This is a genomic window from Pseudomonas sp. Os17, from assembly GCF_001547895.1.
GTDB lineage: Bacteria > Pseudomonadota > Gammaproteobacteria > Pseudomonadales > Pseudomonadaceae > Aquipseudomonas.
The window spans coordinates 2,989,374-3,004,644 of record NZ_AP014627.1; the positions used below are offsets into that span (position 1 = coordinate 2,989,374).

A 15,271-nucleotide genomic window follows, 5' to 3' on the forward strand; every position below is an offset into this window, starting at 1 on the left:
ATGACTAGGATTGCCAAGGCAATCGAGCAACTGGCCGGTGGCCTGTCAGGGGTGTCCGGCCAATCCAAGGGATCACCGGGAGATGCATCACATGGAAGAGCCGCAGTCCGTCGAACCTGGCCGGCGTCCCTGCCTGTTGCTGGTGGATGACGAAGAATCGATTCTCAACAGCCTGCGGCGCCTGCTGCGCGGCCAACCTTATGACGTGCTACTGGCCGACAGCGGCGCCAGGGCCCTGGAGATGCTCGCCGAGCGTCCGGTTGACCTGGTGATGAGCGACGCGCGCATGCCCAACATGGACGGCGCCACCTTGCTGGCCCGGGTGCGCGAGAGCTATCCGGGCACCCGGCGCATTCTGCTGACCGGCTACGCCGACGTGAGCACCATCATAAAGGCGGTCAACCAGGGGCAGATCCACCAATACCTGAGCAAACCCTGGAATGACGAAGAACTGCTGCTGATCCTGCGTCAGGGGCTGGAGCACCAGCAGGCCGAACGTGAACTCAAGCGCCTGCAGCAACTGGTGCTGGAGCAGAACCGCCAGCTCAAGGCCAGCAATGCCGGGCTGGAACAGCGGGTGGCGTCACGCACCGCGGAGCTGCAGCAGACCGCCGACATGCTGGACCTGGCCTATGAGGAGCTCAAGCACAGTTACGTCACCGCCACCGAGGTGTTCTCGCTGCTGGCCAACCTGCGCCTGCCGGCGGACAAGCAGACCAACCGCAAGATCATCGAGCTGGTGCGCGCCTGCTGCACAGCCCATGGCCTGGATGAGAGCGCCAGCCGCGACCTGGCCATGGCCGCCGCCCTGTACAACATCGGCAAGCTGAGCTGGAGCGATGCCATGCTGGTCGCCCCCGCGGACCTGTTGCGCCATACCGAACAGGAGCGCTACCGGGCCTATCCCGAGCAGAGCGAGTCGGTGCTGATGGCCCTGGAGCCGATGCAGGACGCGGCACGCCTGATCCTGCATCACCAGGAACGCTGGGACGGCAGCGGTTTTCCCCGGCACCTCAAGGGCGAGGCGATTCCCTGGGGCTCGCGCCTGCTCAAGCTGGCGGTGGATTTCATCGAGTTGCAGTGCGGGCTGATCCTGGAGCGCCACATGAACAGCGACGAAGCCCTGCTGTTCATTCGCAAGTACGCCGGTCGCCTGTACGACCCCAATCTGGTGGAAAGCTTCGTCCAGGTCTGCGCGGCCTATCTGAGTGACGTGACCGTCGATGATCCAAGCGTCAGGGTCCTGGGCACCCGGGAGTTGCAGGCCGGGATGGTCCTGCGTCGCAACCTCAATGCCGACAACGGCATGTTGCTGCTCAATGCCGGCAAGGTGCTCAGCGAGCCGCTGGTGCACAAGCTGATCGCCTTCGAGGCCATGGAAGGGGCCCGCTACAGCGTCTTTGTCAGCGTGCCCGAGCAGGTCGCGGCACTGGATGTTGGTCACTGATCGCGCCTGAGCGCCTGCCTGTTGTATTGTCGCCGCCGCGCCTGGCCGGCTTTGCCGGGACAGGCGCGGCGCATGTCATGTTCCTGCAACCCCGGCATGCCAAGAAGGTGGAGCGGTGTGCCGGCGGCTCCACCCCGATGGCGGGGCCAGGACGATTCGATTCCACAAGGAGAGGTCACGATGAGAAAGTTTTTTGCCCTGATGGCGGCCCTGGTGCTGACCCTGGGGCTGGTGGGCATCAGCGACGCACGTCAGCCCAAACAGCAGCGGGACTCGGTGGCGGGGACCTTCGACTACTACCTGCTGACCCTGTCCTGGTCGCCGACTTTCTGCCTGATGCACCCGGAAAACGAGCAATGCTCGGGCAAGGGCTACGGCCTGGTCCTCCACGGCCTGTGGCCGCAGTACGCCAAGGGCGGCTGGCCCGAATCCTGTCCACCCCTGACCCCGTTGACCCCGCAAGAGCGGGCCAAGGGCCTGACCCTGTTTCCCACCGCCAAGCTGATGAACCATGAGTGGACCAAGCACGGCACCTGCAGCGGCCTGGGGGGCATGGGTTACCTGGACGCGGCGGACAGGGCCCTGGGCTCGGTCAAGATTCCCGAGGTCCTGCAGCCTTCGACCACGGTGCGCTACTTGCCTGCCACTGAAATTGCCCGGCAGTTGCGCCAGAGCAACCCGGGCATCGGGGAAAACGGCGTGGCCATTCTCTGCAGCGGTCCCGAGCTGTCCGAGGTGCGCGTGTGCCTGACCCGGGACCTGGAGTTCGGCCCGTGCGGCAAAGGGGTGAAGACCCAGTGTCGGGCCGGCGACATCCGCATCCCGCCGATCCGCTGAGAGCGCCCGCGCGCCGCAGCGATCGGCGTTTGCGGGCATCGGGATTGCCGCGCCACTGTGCCCCCCCGCCTCTGTAGGAGCCGGCTTGCCGGCGAAGAGGCCCTCGCACCTTGCATCGGGCTTGAGGACGCTTTCGCTGGCAAGCCAGCTCCTACGGGCCGCAGGCACGGCAATGCCGATGATCCGTAGGGCAAGCCCTTCAGGGCAGGCCGGCCAGCAGGTGTTGCAGGTGGGCGGCGGTGGCAGCGCTGCAATCCTGCATCGGGGCCCGCAGGTGTGGCTCGATCAGACCCTGATGGGCCAGCAGGGCCTTCACCGGCGCCGGGTTGGGTTCGGCGAACAGCGCCTGGATCAAGGGCACCAGTTGCCGGAAGCTGGCCCTGGCGGCATCCAGCTGCTGGTCCATGACCTGGCGCTGCAACTGCACGAACAACTCCGGACGAATGTGCGCCGCCGCCGCAATGGCGCCGCTGGCCCCCAGGCACAGGGCATTGAACAGTTGCAGGTCCTCGCCGCACAGCACCTCTACCGCGCCGCTGGCCAGCAGCGCCAGGGTCTTGTCCAGGCTGCCGCCACAGTCCTTGACGGCGGCGATCCGCGGATGGCGCACGATGTTGAGCAGGGTGTCCTTGTCCAGGTTGACCCCGGTGCGGTAGGGAATGTCGTAGACGATCAGCGGCACGCTGGAGGCATCGGCGACGCTGTGGAAGAAGCTTTCCAGGGCCGCCTGGGAGGGGCGGATGTAATAGGGCGCGGGCACCAGCAGGGCCGCCACCGGGCGCTTGAGGATTTCCTGCTGCAGGCTCAGCAGCGATTTCAGGTTGTTGCCCGCCAGGCCCATGATGACGCGCCCGGCGGGGGCCTGTTCGAGCACGGCGTCGAGCACCGCCAGTTGCTCGTCCTTGTCCAGGGCCGCGGCCTCGCCGGTGGTGCCGCAGACCACCAGCCCGGCCACGCCGCTTTCCAGCAGATGGGCGCTGAGTCGGCGCAGGGCGGCAAAGTCGATGGCGCCATTGTGAAAGGGCGTGACGATGGGGACCCAGATTCCTTGAAACGATGACATGCGTGTTCTCCTGAAGGTTGACCGTCGGGTCGTCGTCAGAAGAGTAGAAGGGCGGTAAGCAGGGGGGAGGTCCGTCGCGCTTGATGTCCTGTCAGCTCATCTGACGGGACACAGCGCCCCGGTCACATGAGCGACTGTTTCTTCGATTTAGAGTTGCAAGCCACCCAGGCTCCGGCCTTGGCCAGCAGGCCAATGGCGCGAGAATCGAGGGTCGGGGCTTGGGACATGGTTCGGCAGACTCTGAAATCAGGTGCACAGTTGTAAAAGCCGGCGCGGGCTTTGTCAATCCTCGAACCCGACTCGCTTGCCGGGGTGTGGCCACGCCGGGGCGAGACGGGATTGACCCTGGCTACAGGGTTTTTACCGCGCGCCCAATGAACTGCACCGGGCCGCTGGGCCTGCCTAGCGCCGAGCCTTGGCGGTCCTCCAGGGTCAATTCGAACAACTGATTGGTTTGCAGGGGCGGCAGGTGATCAAGCGGCACACGTAGCGGCTGACCGGGCTTGACCAGTCCTAGAGACACCGGGCCCTGCCAATCGTCGGCCTTGGTCCAGAACTCCAGGGCCTTGTCCGCCGGAACCTCGATGCTGCCCAGTGGAATCAACTGCAACTCCCGGGTGTCATTGGCCTGCACCACCCAACCGGGTGATTTGTCCTGAGGGGCGACCAGCACCACCAGGTAACCGGGCGGGGCAGGGGGGCGCAGCATCAGCAGGCTGGCCAACAGGACACTGGCGGCCAGGCCGGCAGCGGCCAGTCCGCGCCACAGCGCCAGGGAGTTGAAGCGCCCGGGGTTGCCGGAAGCCGAAACCGGCCCAGGTTCAGCCAGTTGCTCCAGGCTGCGTTCTATACGCCGCCAGAGCCGGGGCGACGGCGTGACGGGAGCGGCCAAAGCGGTGAGTGGATGCAGGCGTTGTTCCCAGCTGTGCACGGCGTTACGCAAGGCGGGCTCATGGGGCAGGCGCTGTTCGAGCAGGCGCCGTTGTTCGGCGTCCAGGGTGCCCAGGACATATTCACTGGCCAGGGCCTGGAGCGCGGGATCGCTGTCGTCCCGTGGCGCGATCTTCATCCCAGGCACTCCCGTAAAGCACTGAGGCTGCGTTTGATCCAGGCTTTGACCGTCCCCAGCGGGGTGGCCATCCTGGCGGCAATCTCCCCGTGTGAATAACCGTCCACATAGGCCTGCAGGAGACACTCGCGGCGTTGCGAGGGCAGTTGCCCCAGGCAATGCTCAAGACGTCCGGCATCAGCCAGCGCGGTGGCTGGCGCCGTGCTCATGGCCAGCACATCAAGGGCTTGGGGGTATTCGGGATAGGGTTCATCAATGGGCACCTCACGGCCATGGCGGCGCAGGAAATTCAGCGCCAGATGCCGGGTGATGCTGAACATCCAGCCGCGGGCACTGCCCCGTTCCGGGTCGAAACTGCTTGCCCCTTGCCAGATTCGAATGAAGGCGTCGTGCAGGATGTCTTCAGCCAGGGCCGTGTCGCGTACCAGGCGTCTGGCGACGCCAAGCAGGCGCGGCCCTTCCTCGTGATAGAGGGCCTCCAGGGCCTGGCGCTCGCCTCGGGCACAAGCGGCGATACAGCCTGCGTGGTCAAACAGGGATTCGGGTAGAGACAAGGGCGTTTACCTGCGACAGATGACAGCCACCGCCACCCTGGCGGCGCGGTGGCTGTCAGCAGCGTAGACCAGTTGCCGGTGCCGGTACTGGCATCTTGCGGGGCGAGTCAGCGGGCCGCCCAGAAGATGTAGTCCGCCTGGTATTTCACTGTTTCGCGGGTGCCCTTGTTGGCCGCGGTACAAGCACTGCCGGGGGCCACGCCGCCCTTGAGGGCCACTCGCTGAATGTAGCTGATGCCGCTCATCAGCCCCTTGCCTTCGGCCGGATTGGCCTTGACCAGTTGATAGGGCAGGTTGCCGGGGCTGGACGGTGCCACGGCGACCTGGGTCCCGGTGATCTTCGAACCGTCCTTGGCCTGCCAGGTGGCCGGTGGGCCGAAGTAGTCACCCAGCACTTTGCCGCCGCGATCGCTGAGCACCGCCTTGGGACCGACGAAGAACCACTCGGTCTCGCCCGGTGCGTTGGCCTTGTCCCGGCATTCGTAGGTGATTTCACCGGTGCCCACGGTTTCCAGGGCAACTTTGTGGCCCTCTGGCACCTTGATGCTGTCGGGCAATGCGCTCTGCGCCTGGGCGGCGGGCAGGGCGCCGAGGCAGGCGATGGTCAGGGTTGCGCTGAGGCAGAGAAGACGTTGTCTGGCGTGCATGGTGGCTCTCCATTGGGGATCGGTTCGGCAGTTTTCAGGACTGCTATGGGTACTACCCCTGAGCGACGTATCTGGATGCAGCGCCGAGAAAAAATATTCAGCGCAGCGGCATATCATCCGCTGCGGATCATCCGGTGATCCTGGGCGTTGAGCCGGTACAGCAGGCTCGGTGGCTGCCCGGGAAAATCCTCCAGCTCGCCGTCCAGGGTCATCCCCAGGCGTTCCAGGGCCCGCCTGGACGGCAGGTTGTCGGGCCGTACCAGGCCGGTGACCCGGGGCGCCAGCAGTTCGCCGAAGGCCAGTTGCAGGGCCGCCTGGGCCATCTCGTTGGCGAAACCCTGGCCCCAGGCTTGGGGGGTGAAGCGAAAGTACAGGTTCAGCCCGGCCTCCTGCCCGAAGTGCGCCCGCATGAGCCCGCCAAAGCCGATGAGCTGCTGCGGTGCGTCCAGCCGGGCGATGGCCCAGTAGCCAAAGCCGTACTGCTGCCAATGGGCAATCCAGCTGTGCAGCCGGTCGCTGGTGGCTTCGGCGCTGTCGGGGCCGCTGGGGTTGAAGCGGTGGGTCTGCGGGTCGCCGTGGATGGCGCAGGCCTGCGGCAGGTCGGCCAGGGTCGGTGGACGTAACAGCAGGCGTGTGGTGCGGGTGGTGGACGATGACATGGACGAGGCTCTTTGCATCAAGCGCAGGTGGAGCGCCAGGCGGCGGGGGGGGCCGGGCCTGTGCGGGTGGTCCCGGAGAAGGTAGGCGATCGGCGCGGACGTTGCCAATGTCGTCAAGGTGCGGTGCCGGAAGCCGCGCGCCAGCGCAGCCTGGGCAACCCGGCGCGGGTGCCGGTGCGGCGTCAGCCCGGCCAACGGTACAGGCTGGCGGGATAGCCCTGGGCGACGATCGAGGTCGGGGTTTGCCCCGCCAGCATGGCCTGCCAGAAATCCCGGGCGGGCAGGTTGGCCTCGAAGTGCATCACCTGCCAGGGCCCCTTGTGCTGCTCGAACAGCTGTTGCGCCACCTGCCGGCCGACGCCCAGGCGCCGGAACCGTCGGGCAATGAACAGGTAGCCGAGATTGTGGCGGGCATCGCTGTCGCAGCGTTGCTGGTCGACGACGGCAAAGCCCGCCAGCTCTCCCGCCACCAGGATCAGCCAGGGATGGGTGGCCGGGTGGCGCCAGTAGTCGTCCAGGGACTGCAGGGCATACAGCCCCTGGGCCGCCAGTTTGATGGGCAGCCACCGGCTCAGCTCATAGAGATAGAACTGCATGAGGTTTTCCAGGCAGGGCCAGTCGTCGCGAGCGGCCGGGCGCAGTTCGAGGTGTTCCATCAACGTTCACTCCAGCTCCGGTCGGTCCGGGGCGTTGTGGGACGCCGGCAGCGCCGGGGTCCGGGGCGTGGACAGGGTATGTGCAACTGCGTCCCATTGGCTTGAACCGTTAAAAAATGCTGGCTTGCAGGCCTATACCAAGGTAGTGGCATTGTGCTCATGGATCTTGGTCTAGGATTCTCTGGCCGGGGGAGGATATTCATCTCGGAGAATCGGGCAGAGGGACCAGCGCGATGCTCAATCACAAGCCGATCATTCTGATCGTGGACGATCAGGTCAATGACCTGCGGATACTCGGTCAGGCGCTTCAGGACCTGGGCGAGGTCTATGTCGCCACCCAGGGGAGCCAGGCCCTGGAAGTGGCCCGCCAATGCCACCCGGACATTGTCCTGCTGGACATCGAAATGCCCGACATGGATGGCTACTCGGTGTGCGAGCTGATCAAGTCCGACCCGCGGCTGTGCCAGGCCTCGGTGATCTTCGTCACCTCGCACCGCCAGACCGAGCACGAATTGCGCGCATTGCGCCTGGGCGGCGCCGATTTTCTGCAAAAACCGATCAATGTGCCCATTGCCCGGGCGCGGGTCGAAGCCCATATCAAGCTGGGCGAAGAGTCCCGGCGCCTGGCCAACTACGACCCCCTGACCCAGTTGCCCAACCGTCAATTGCTGCACGACCGCACGGAACAGGCCATTCGCCAGGCCGCCGCGGGCCAGGGGCTGGTCGGCTTGCTGTCGATCGATATCGACCACTTCAAGGTCATCAATGACACCAGCAGCCATCGCGAAGGCGACGCGGTGCTGCAGGAAATCGCCCTGCGCCTGCGCCATTGCTGCCGCCTGACCGACACCCTGAGCCGCCAGGGCGGCGATGAGTTCATGCTGTTGGTGCCCGAGCTGAACACCGTGGACGACTTGAGCGAATGCGCCGAGCGGGTCATGCAGACCATCGCCCAGCCGCTGGTGATCGGCCCGTCGCGCTATGACCTGACCGCCAGCATCGGCATCAGTGTCTATCCCGATGACAGCCTGGACGCCGAGTCCCTGCTGCAGCACGCCGACGCCGCAGCGCATCAGGCCAAGCAGGCGGGGCGCGGGCAGTACCGCTTCTTCGACCACCCGACCCATCAGCGGGTCCGTGCCCGGCATCAGTTGGAACAGGAGATGCGCACCGCGCTGGAGCAGGAGCGCTTCGAGGTGTTCTATCAGGCCAAGGTCGATCTGCGCCTGCAGCGGGTGGTCGGCGTCGAAGCCCTGCTGCGTTTGCGCGACGAGCACGGCAGGATGATCTCTCCCGCCGAGTTCATTCCCCTGGCCGAGGATTGCGGGCTGATCGTGCCCCTGGGGCGCTGGGTGTTGCGCCAGGCGTGTCGGGCGATCCGCCAATGGAACGAACAGGGGCATGCCATCAGCGTCAGCGTGAACATCTCGCCGCTGCAGTTTTCCGATCCGCAGTTTCTCGATCTGGTCAAGCAGGCGCTCGCGGAAAGCGCCATCGAACCCCGGACCCTGGAACTGGAAATCACCGAAGGGGTGCTGGCGCTGGTGGACGGCGAGCACAGCTGCGACTTGCTCAGCGACCTGAAGGCCCTGGGGGTGAGCATCGCCATCGATGATTTTGGCACTGGCTATTCCAGCCTGGCCTACCTCAAGCGCTTGCCCATCGATGTGCTGAAGATCGACCAGAGTTTCGTGCGGGACATGGTCAGCGATCCCAGTGACGCGGCGATTACCCAGGCCATCATCCAGCTGGGGCTGGCCCTGGGCCTGCAGCTGGTCGCCGAGGGCGTGGAGACCGAGGAACAGGCCCGGGCCCTGTCCGCCCAGGGCTGCCACGTGATGCAGGGTTTTCTGTACTGCCGTCCGCTGTCGTACCCCAACATGAGTGAGTACCTGGCCGCGGGCCGCCTGCCGGCGCTGCCCTGAACCCTGCCGGCCCCGACGAGGATCGCCCGTGAAGCCTGGACGCACTGTGCAAATGGGATTTGTCTACCTGGCGCTGATCAGTGTCCTGGGTAGCAGCGCCACCGCCGCGGTTTACTGGCTGGTGGCACGGGTCAACGCCCATCAGCTGGAACAGGCGGTGTCGCGGGCCGCCGAGGACGCCGCGCACCATGTGCTGGAGCGCATGACCTTGTACCAGTACGGCTTGCGCGGCGCCCGCGGGGTGATTGTCACGGCCGGTGCAGATGGCGTGAGCCGGGAGATCTTCTATCGCTATAGCCAGGGTCGGGACCTGCACAGGGAGTTTTTCGGCGCCCACGGTTTCGGCTTTGTCCGGCGTGTGCCCGAGGCGCAGGAGAGCTCGTTCCTGGCCGCGGCGCAACTCGACGGCGCGCCGGGCTTTCACCTGCAGCAATGGCAGCCCCACCACGGTGATCGTTACGTGGTGCAGTACATCGAACCGCTGGCGCCGAACCAGTCGGCCCTGGGCCTGGACCTGGCGTCGGAGCCGGTGCGCCGGGCGGCCGCGGTGGCCGCGATGCGCAGTGGCGAGCCGCGGCTGACCGGGCCCTTGTCGCTGCGCCAGGAGCCCGGCGTGGTGATGGGCTCGTTGCTGTTCCTGTTGCCGGTGTACCGCAGCGCCGAAGTGCCGCCCTCGCCGCAGGAGCGTGAGGCCCAGCTCCTTGGCTGGACCTTTGCGCCCCTGGTGATGAACCAGGTGCTCAAGGATCTGTCGTTCGATCCTGCCAGCCAGCGCCTGGTGTTGCGCGACATCACCGATGACGCCGACGCCGGCAGCTTTTTTGCCAGCTCGACCCAGCCGTTGCAGGACACGCTGGCCTTGCGGACCCGTGAGGAACAGGTGTTCGGGCGGCGCTGGGCCTTCGAGTTCAGCGTGGGGCCGGGGTTCGTCGAGCCGCTGCATCAGACCTCGTTGGCCTGGGTCCTGTGGGTCGGTGGCCTGTTGACCCTGTTTCTCGTGGTGGTGGGCACCATCATCGCCCTGGGGGTCAACCGGCAGAACCGCTTGCGCCGTGACCAGACCCGGCTCGCGGCCATCGTCGAGAGCTCCACCGACGGCATCATCGGCAAGACCCTGGAAGGGCGCGTCACCAGCTGGAACCGCGGCGCCGAAGAGATTTTCGGCTATAGCGCCGAACAGGCGCGGGGGCGCTTGATCCTGGAACTGATCGTGCCGCCGGAGCTGGCGCAGGAAGAACAGCAGATCCTGCGCAAGCTGCGCAATGGCGAACGGGTGCACAGCTTCGATACCCAACGCCTGCGTCGGGACGGCAGCCGGGTGGAGGTATCGATCAACGCTTCGCCGATTCTCAATGAGCGCGGTCAGGTCATCGGCGCCTCGAAGACGGTCCGTGACATCACCGCGCAGAAAGCCGCCGAGGCGCGGATTCTGGAGCTCAACGCCAGCCTGGAGGACCAGGTGGCGGCACGCACCGCCGAACTGGGGCAGATCAACCTGCTGCTCTCCAGCGTGCTGCGCTCGGCCTCGGAGGTGGCGATCATCGCCACCGACCGCGACGGCATCATCCGTGTGTTCAATCGCGGCGCCGAGCGCCTGTCGGGCTACCTGGCCGAGGAGCTGGTGGGGCTGCACACCCCGGAGGTGATCCACCTGCCGGAAGAGGTCCGCCAGCGCGGCATCGAACTCAGTGCCCAGCATCAGCGCCCCATCGAAGGCTTTCGCGTGTTCGTCCAGCAGTCGGAAACCGAAGGGGCGCAAACCCGCGAATGGACCATGGTGCGCAAGGACGGTTCGCACTTCGCCGCGACCCTGGTGGTCAGTGCCTTGCGTGATGAAGGCGGGCAACTGACCGGCTACCTGGGCATCGCCGTGGACATCACCGAGCGCAAGGCCGCGGAAAAGACCCTGGCTGCCGCCCGCGACCAACTGTTGATGGCCGCCGAAGTGGCCAGGCTGGGGATCTGGTCCTGGAACCTCGATGACCACTCGCTGGACTGGAACGAGCGCATGTTCGAGCTCTACGAGCAGCCGCTGGAACTGCGGGGCAACGGTTTGAACTATGAGCACTGGCTGGCCCGGGTGCACCCGGAGGACCGGGAGCTGACCCAACGCAAGCTGGAAGAGGCGGTGGCGGGCCAGGGTATCTACGATCCGATCTTTCGCGTGGTCAGTCCCAGCGGGCAGGTGCGTTTCATCCAGTCCGGGGCCTATGTGGAGCGCAACGCCGATGGCAAGGCGCTGCGGGTGACCGGGATCAACCTGGACATCACCGCCCAGCGCGAACTGCAGTCCCAGTTGCTCTACGCCAAGGAGCAGGCGGATGCCGCGAGCCAGGCCAAGTCTTCGTTCCTGGCCAACATGAGCCATGAGATCCGTACGCCGATGAACGCCGTGCTGGGCATGCTGCAACTGCTGCAGCTGGCCGGCCTGGAGCCGCGCCAGCTGGACTACGCGACCAAGGCGCAGACCGCCGCCAAGTCGCTGCTGGGGCTGCTCAACGACATTCTCGACTACTCGAAGATCGAGGCCGGCAAGTTGCAGCTGGAGGAACACGCCTTCGACCTCGACCAGCTGCTGCGCGATCTGGCGGTGGTGCTGGCCGGCAACCAGGGCGTGGGCGATATCGAGCTGATCTTCGATCTCGACCCGCAGTTGCCGCTGAACCTGGTGGGCGACAGCCTGCGCCTGCAGCAGGTGCTGATCAACCTGGCGGGCAATGCCCTGAAGTTCACCGCCCAGGGCCAGGTGGTGGTGGCCCTGAAGCTGCTTGAACAGCGCGAGCACAGCGTGCGTTTGCAAGTGGCGGTGAGTGACAGCGGCATAGGCATCAGCGCCGAACACCTGCAGGTGATTTTCGAAGGCTTCCATCAGGCCGAGGCCTCGACCACCCGGCGTTTTGGCGGCACCGGCCTGGGGCTGGCGATCTGCAAGCACCTGGTGCGGCTGATGGGCGGGCAGTTGCAGGTGCGCAGCCAGCTTGGCGCCGGCAGCTGTTTCAGCTTCGAACTGGAGCTGGGGCTGGACGGCGCCTGTGTCGCCGAAACCCTGCCCTTGGGCGGCAAGGCCCTGCGGGTACTGGTGGTGGATGACCACCCCCTGGCGCTGGCGCTGAATGTGCGCACCTTGCGCAACTTCGGCTGGAGCGTCGAACACGCCGCCAGCGGCGCTCAGGCCTTGCTCGTCGTGGATGCCGCCGCGGCCCGGGGCGAGGCGTTCGATCTGGTCCTGCTGGATTGGCTGATGCCGGGCATGGACGGCCTGCACGCCGCCCAACTGATCAAGGACATGAGACTTGAAGCACCGCCGATAGTGGTGATGCTCAGTCACCACGATGCCACGGCGCTGCTGGTCCGGCTGGACTGCGCCGAGGCGCCCTTTGCCCACTACCTGAGCAAGCCCTTTACCCCCCGGCAACTGGCGCAGGCGCTGCTGGCCGAGCGCACTGCCGCCCTCGATGACCCGCCGGCCAAGACGCCCGTACGGCGCTCGACCCTCAGTGGCCTGCGGTTGCTGGTGGTGGAAGACAACGCCTTGAACCGGCAGATCGCCCGGGAACTGCTGACCCTGGAAGGGGCCCAGGTACAGTTGGCCGACGGCGGGCTGCAGGGGGTGCAGATGGCCCTTGATGCCCAAGAGCCCTTTTCGGCGGTGCTGATGGACATCCAGATGCCTGATATCGATGGTTATGAAGCCACCCGGCGGATCCGCGCCGATGCGCGCTTTGCCCGCCTGCCGATCATTGCCATGACCGCCAATGCCTCCCAGGCCGACCGCCAGAGCTGCCTGGCCGCGGGCATGGATGACCACGTCGGCAAACCGATCAACCTGCCGCAGTTGGTCAACAGCCTGTTGTTCTGGACCGGTGGTGCGGTGCGGGCCGCGCAGGTTGCCGAGCCCTCCACGGACACCGGCCTGCTCGAGGATCCGACGCTGATTCTCGAACGCTTCGGCGGTAACCGTGACTTGCTCAAGCAGGTGCTCGAGGGCTCGGAGGCCACGCTGGGAGAACTGCTCGAACGGCTGCGCCAGAGTCTTGCCCAGGACAACGCCAAGGACGCCTGCTACCTGCTGCATACCCTCAAGGGCGCTGCCGGCAACCTCGGGGGACGCGGGTTCGCGCTCTACTGCGCAGAGCTGGAACAGCCCCTGCGAGACGGCGCGGCGCTGCAGCTGACCCTCACCGAGGGCCATCTGGATGAACTGCAACGGTTGCTGGCCAGCACGTTGGCGAGCTTGCAGGTGGAGTTCGGCCGTGTTTCACCGGAGATGGCCCGCGCCTCTCAAGACATTTTGCACCTGGCGCTTTTCCAGAGCGCCCTGCAGGAGATTCTGCCGCTGTTGCGGCAGAGCAACTTGCAGGCCCTGACGCTCACTGAAGCCCTGGCGCAACATGCGTTGCCGGTCGATAGAACGACGTTCGACGAGTTCGTGGCCCATGTTCAGCGGATGGAGTTTGTGCGGGCGCAAAGTGTTTTGGAAAGAATGCTTCTCAACAACTAGAAAGCTAGCTTTCTATTCTGGCTTCAATTGTTGATTTACATCAGAAAATCTTTGATTTTTTGCCCTCTAAGTTGAATGGCTTTATGAAATTTTCACACTTTTTTTGACGCCGGAATCTAGACTTGCCTCGACTGGATTGATAATGGCCATTTGCAATAATCCACTTGGCTCTGAAAAGTTCTGCAAGTCGGCAGAGGAAGTCTTCGAGTCATCGCAGGATGCGGAAATCTTTATTTGATACCGAATGGAAAATGAACACTTTCCTGCGAGGCTCTTTAGATGAGAAACAATCTTCCTGTGACCCAGCGCGAGCTGGTGTTTCCTGCAGAACAACGGCTGATTTCCGCCACTGATGTTCACGGCAAGATCACTTACTGCAATGACGAGTTTGTTGCGGTCAGTGGTTTCAGCCGCGAAGAACTGATCGGCAGCCCGCACAATATCGTGCGCCATCCGGACATGCCCGAAGCGGTGTTCGCGCACATGTGGTCCTACCTCAAGGACGGCAAGAGCTGGATGGGCATCGTCAAGAACCGCAGCAGCAACGGTGACCACTACTGGGTCAACGCCTACGTCACGCCGATCTTCAGCAAGGGCGTGATTGCCGGCTACGAGTCGGTGCGGGTCAAGCCTGAGCGCGAACAGGTGGAACGCGCCGGCGCCCTCTATCAACGCATGCGCAGCGACAACCTGGCCTTGCCCTGGAGCTACCGGGTGGCCAGCGTCTGCGGCTTTGCCTTGCCGCCGCTGCTGGCCCTCGCGGCTACGGCCGGGGCCTATTGGCTGGGTGGCCCCTGGGCGGCACTGGGGGCGGCGGTTCCCGGTTATTTCGCGGTACAGGGGTATGCCTTCTATCGCGCGCGGCAGATGTTGCAGCGCATCAGCTCGGTGTCTCTGGGCAGTTTCGACAGCGAGCTGATCGCGCGTACCTACACCGACGAACACGGCCCGGTGGCCCAGTTGCAGATGATCCTGATCAGCGAATCGGCGAAAATCCGCACCGCCCTCAGCCGGCTTGGCGACTACGCCAACCAGGCGGCGTCCCTGGCATCCACCAGCCAGAGTCTGTCCAAGCAGGCGGAAACCGCCCTGGGCAAGCAGCGCGACGAAGCGGACATGGCGGCCACCGCGATGAACCAGATGGCCTCGTCGATTTCCGAGGTGTCGGTGCATATCCACGACACCGCCTCGGCCGCCGATCAGGTCAACAACCTGACCCAGGTGGGCTCCGAGGAAGCCCAGAAAACCCGGGTGGTGATCGAGAAGCTGGCGGACACCGTGGATGCGGTCAGCCAGTCCGTGGAGGGCCTGGCCGCGGAAACCCAGTCGATCCAGCAGGCGGCCAACATGATCCGCTCCATTGCCGAGCAGACCAATTTGCTGGCCCTCAACGCGGCGATCGAGGCCGCCCGGGCCGGTGAGCAGGGCCGCGGTTTCGCGGTGGTGGCCGACGAGGTCCGGGCCCTGGCCTCCAAGACCCAGGAGTCGACCCAGAGCATCCAGCGCATCATCGTTACCCTGCAGGAAGTGGCCACCCAGGCAGTGGAAGTGGCGCGCCAGGGCAGCGTCGAAGCGCGGTCCGGGGTGGCCCAGGTGATCAGCACCCAGGAAGCCCTGAATGGCATCAACTCGGCGGTGGAACGCATTCACCAGATGAGCCAGCAAATGGCCGCCGCCTCGGAGCAGCAAGCCCATGTCGCCGAGGAAATCTCCGAGCAGATCACCAAAATTGCCCGGGTTTCGGACCAGAACGCCGAGATTGCCGTGCATTCGTCCACCGTGGGCGGCGATCTGGAGTCTACCGCTCACGAACTGAACGCCTTGGTGACCCGTTTCAATAGTTGAACGCCAACAGCAGTCAGCAACTTTCATTTAATCGCCGATTGATCAACTAGATCAGGGCAGGGGGTTCA

The 15,271-nt window shown here is 65.1% G+C and carries 11 protein-coding genes and 1 pseudogene; 6 read left to right on the forward strand and 6 right to left on the reverse strand.

The features are described from left to right. Nucleotides 1-91: 91 nt before the first annotated feature. Both POS17_RS13560 and POS17_RS13565 read left to right on the forward strand, forming a co-directional pair. Nucleotides 92-1,447 (forward strand): HD domain-containing phosphohydrolase, encoded by a 1,356-nt coding sequence (locus POS17_RS13560; RefSeq protein ID WP_060839031.1) that lies wholly within the window; start codon nt 92-94, stop codon nt 1,445-1,447. A gap of 180 nt (nt 1,448-1,627) precedes the next feature. Beyond that, on the forward strand, nt 1,628-2,284 hold the full coding sequence (locus POS17_RS13565) for a ribonuclease T2 family protein (protein ID WP_060839032.1): 657 nt from the start codon (nt 1,628-1,630) through the stop codon (nt 2,282-2,284). A gap of 199 nt (nt 2,285-2,483) precedes the next feature. On the opposite strand, the gene dapA is transcribed toward POS17_RS13565, so the two are convergent. The 6 genes from dapA to POS17_RS13595 all read right to left on the reverse strand — a co-directional run bounded on the left by dapA (nt 2,484) and on the right by POS17_RS13595 (nt 6,932). Next, a complete protein-coding gene (gene dapA / locus POS17_RS13570) occupies nt 2,484-3,347 on the reverse strand; it encodes a 4-hydroxy-tetrahydrodipicolinate synthase (protein WP_060839033.1) in 864 nt (287 codons plus the stop codon). Between the two features lie 349 nt (nt 3,348-3,696). Next, entirely contained in the window at nt 3,697-4,416 is a 720-nt protein-coding gene (locus POS17_RS13575) for an anti-sigma factor (protein ID WP_060839034.1), read from the reverse strand. After that, on the reverse strand, nt 4,413-4,970 hold the full coding sequence (locus POS17_RS13580) for a sigma-70 family RNA polymerase sigma factor (RefSeq protein ID WP_060839035.1): 558 nt from the start codon (nt 4,968-4,970) through the stop codon (nt 4,413-4,415). Before POS17_RS13580 ends, POS17_RS13575 begins: the two co-directional genes overlap by 4 nt. Before the next feature lie 107 nt (nt 4,971-5,077). Then, a complete protein-coding gene (locus POS17_RS13585; RefSeq protein ID WP_060839036.1) occupies nt 5,078-5,617 on the reverse strand; it encodes a DUF3455 domain-containing protein in 540 nt (179 codons plus the stop codon). Nucleotides 5,618-5,730: 113 nt separating this feature from the next. Further along, on the reverse strand, nt 5,731-6,276 hold the full coding sequence (locus tag POS17_RS13590; protein ID WP_060839037.1) for a GNAT family N-acetyltransferase: 546 nt from the start codon (nt 6,274-6,276) through the stop codon (nt 5,731-5,733). 182 nt (nt 6,277-6,458) lie between these two features. Further along, nucleotides 6,459-6,932 (reverse strand): GNAT family N-acetyltransferase, encoded by a 474-nt coding sequence (locus tag POS17_RS13595; protein WP_060839038.1) that lies wholly within the window; start codon nt 6,930-6,932, stop codon nt 6,459-6,461. Nucleotides 6,933-7,165: 233 nt separating this feature from the next. Between POS17_RS13595 and POS17_RS13600 the strand changes: the two genes are divergently transcribed. The 4 genes and pseudogenes from POS17_RS13600 (at nt 7,166) to POS17_RS13610 (ending at nt 15,203) form a co-directional block, all read left to right on the forward strand. Further along, nucleotides 7,166-8,857 carry a putative bifunctional diguanylate cyclase/phosphodiesterase gene (locus tag POS17_RS13600; protein ID WP_060839039.1) on the forward strand — a complete coding sequence of 564 codons (1,692 nt, stop codon included), beginning with the start codon at nt 7,166-7,168 and terminating at the stop codon, nt 8,855-8,857. A 52-nt stretch (nt 8,858-8,909) separates the two neighbouring features. After that, a complete protein-coding gene (locus POS17_RS13605; protein ID WP_060839040.1) occupies nt 8,910-13,358 on the forward strand; it encodes a PAS domain-containing hybrid sensor histidine kinase/response regulator in 4,449 nt (1,482 codons plus the stop codon). A gap of 279 nt (nt 13,359-13,637) precedes the next feature. Continuing rightward, nucleotides 13,638-13,952: pseudogene (locus POS17_RS32705) on the forward strand (PAS domain-containing protein); the annotation flags it as partial. An 81-nt stretch (nt 13,953-14,033) separates the two neighbouring features. Beyond that, on the forward strand, nt 14,034-15,203 hold the full coding sequence (locus tag POS17_RS13610) for a methyl-accepting chemotaxis protein (protein ID WP_442963170.1): 1,170 nt from the start codon (nt 14,034-14,036) through the stop codon (nt 15,201-15,203). Nucleotides 15,204-15,271 lie beyond the last annotated feature (68 nt).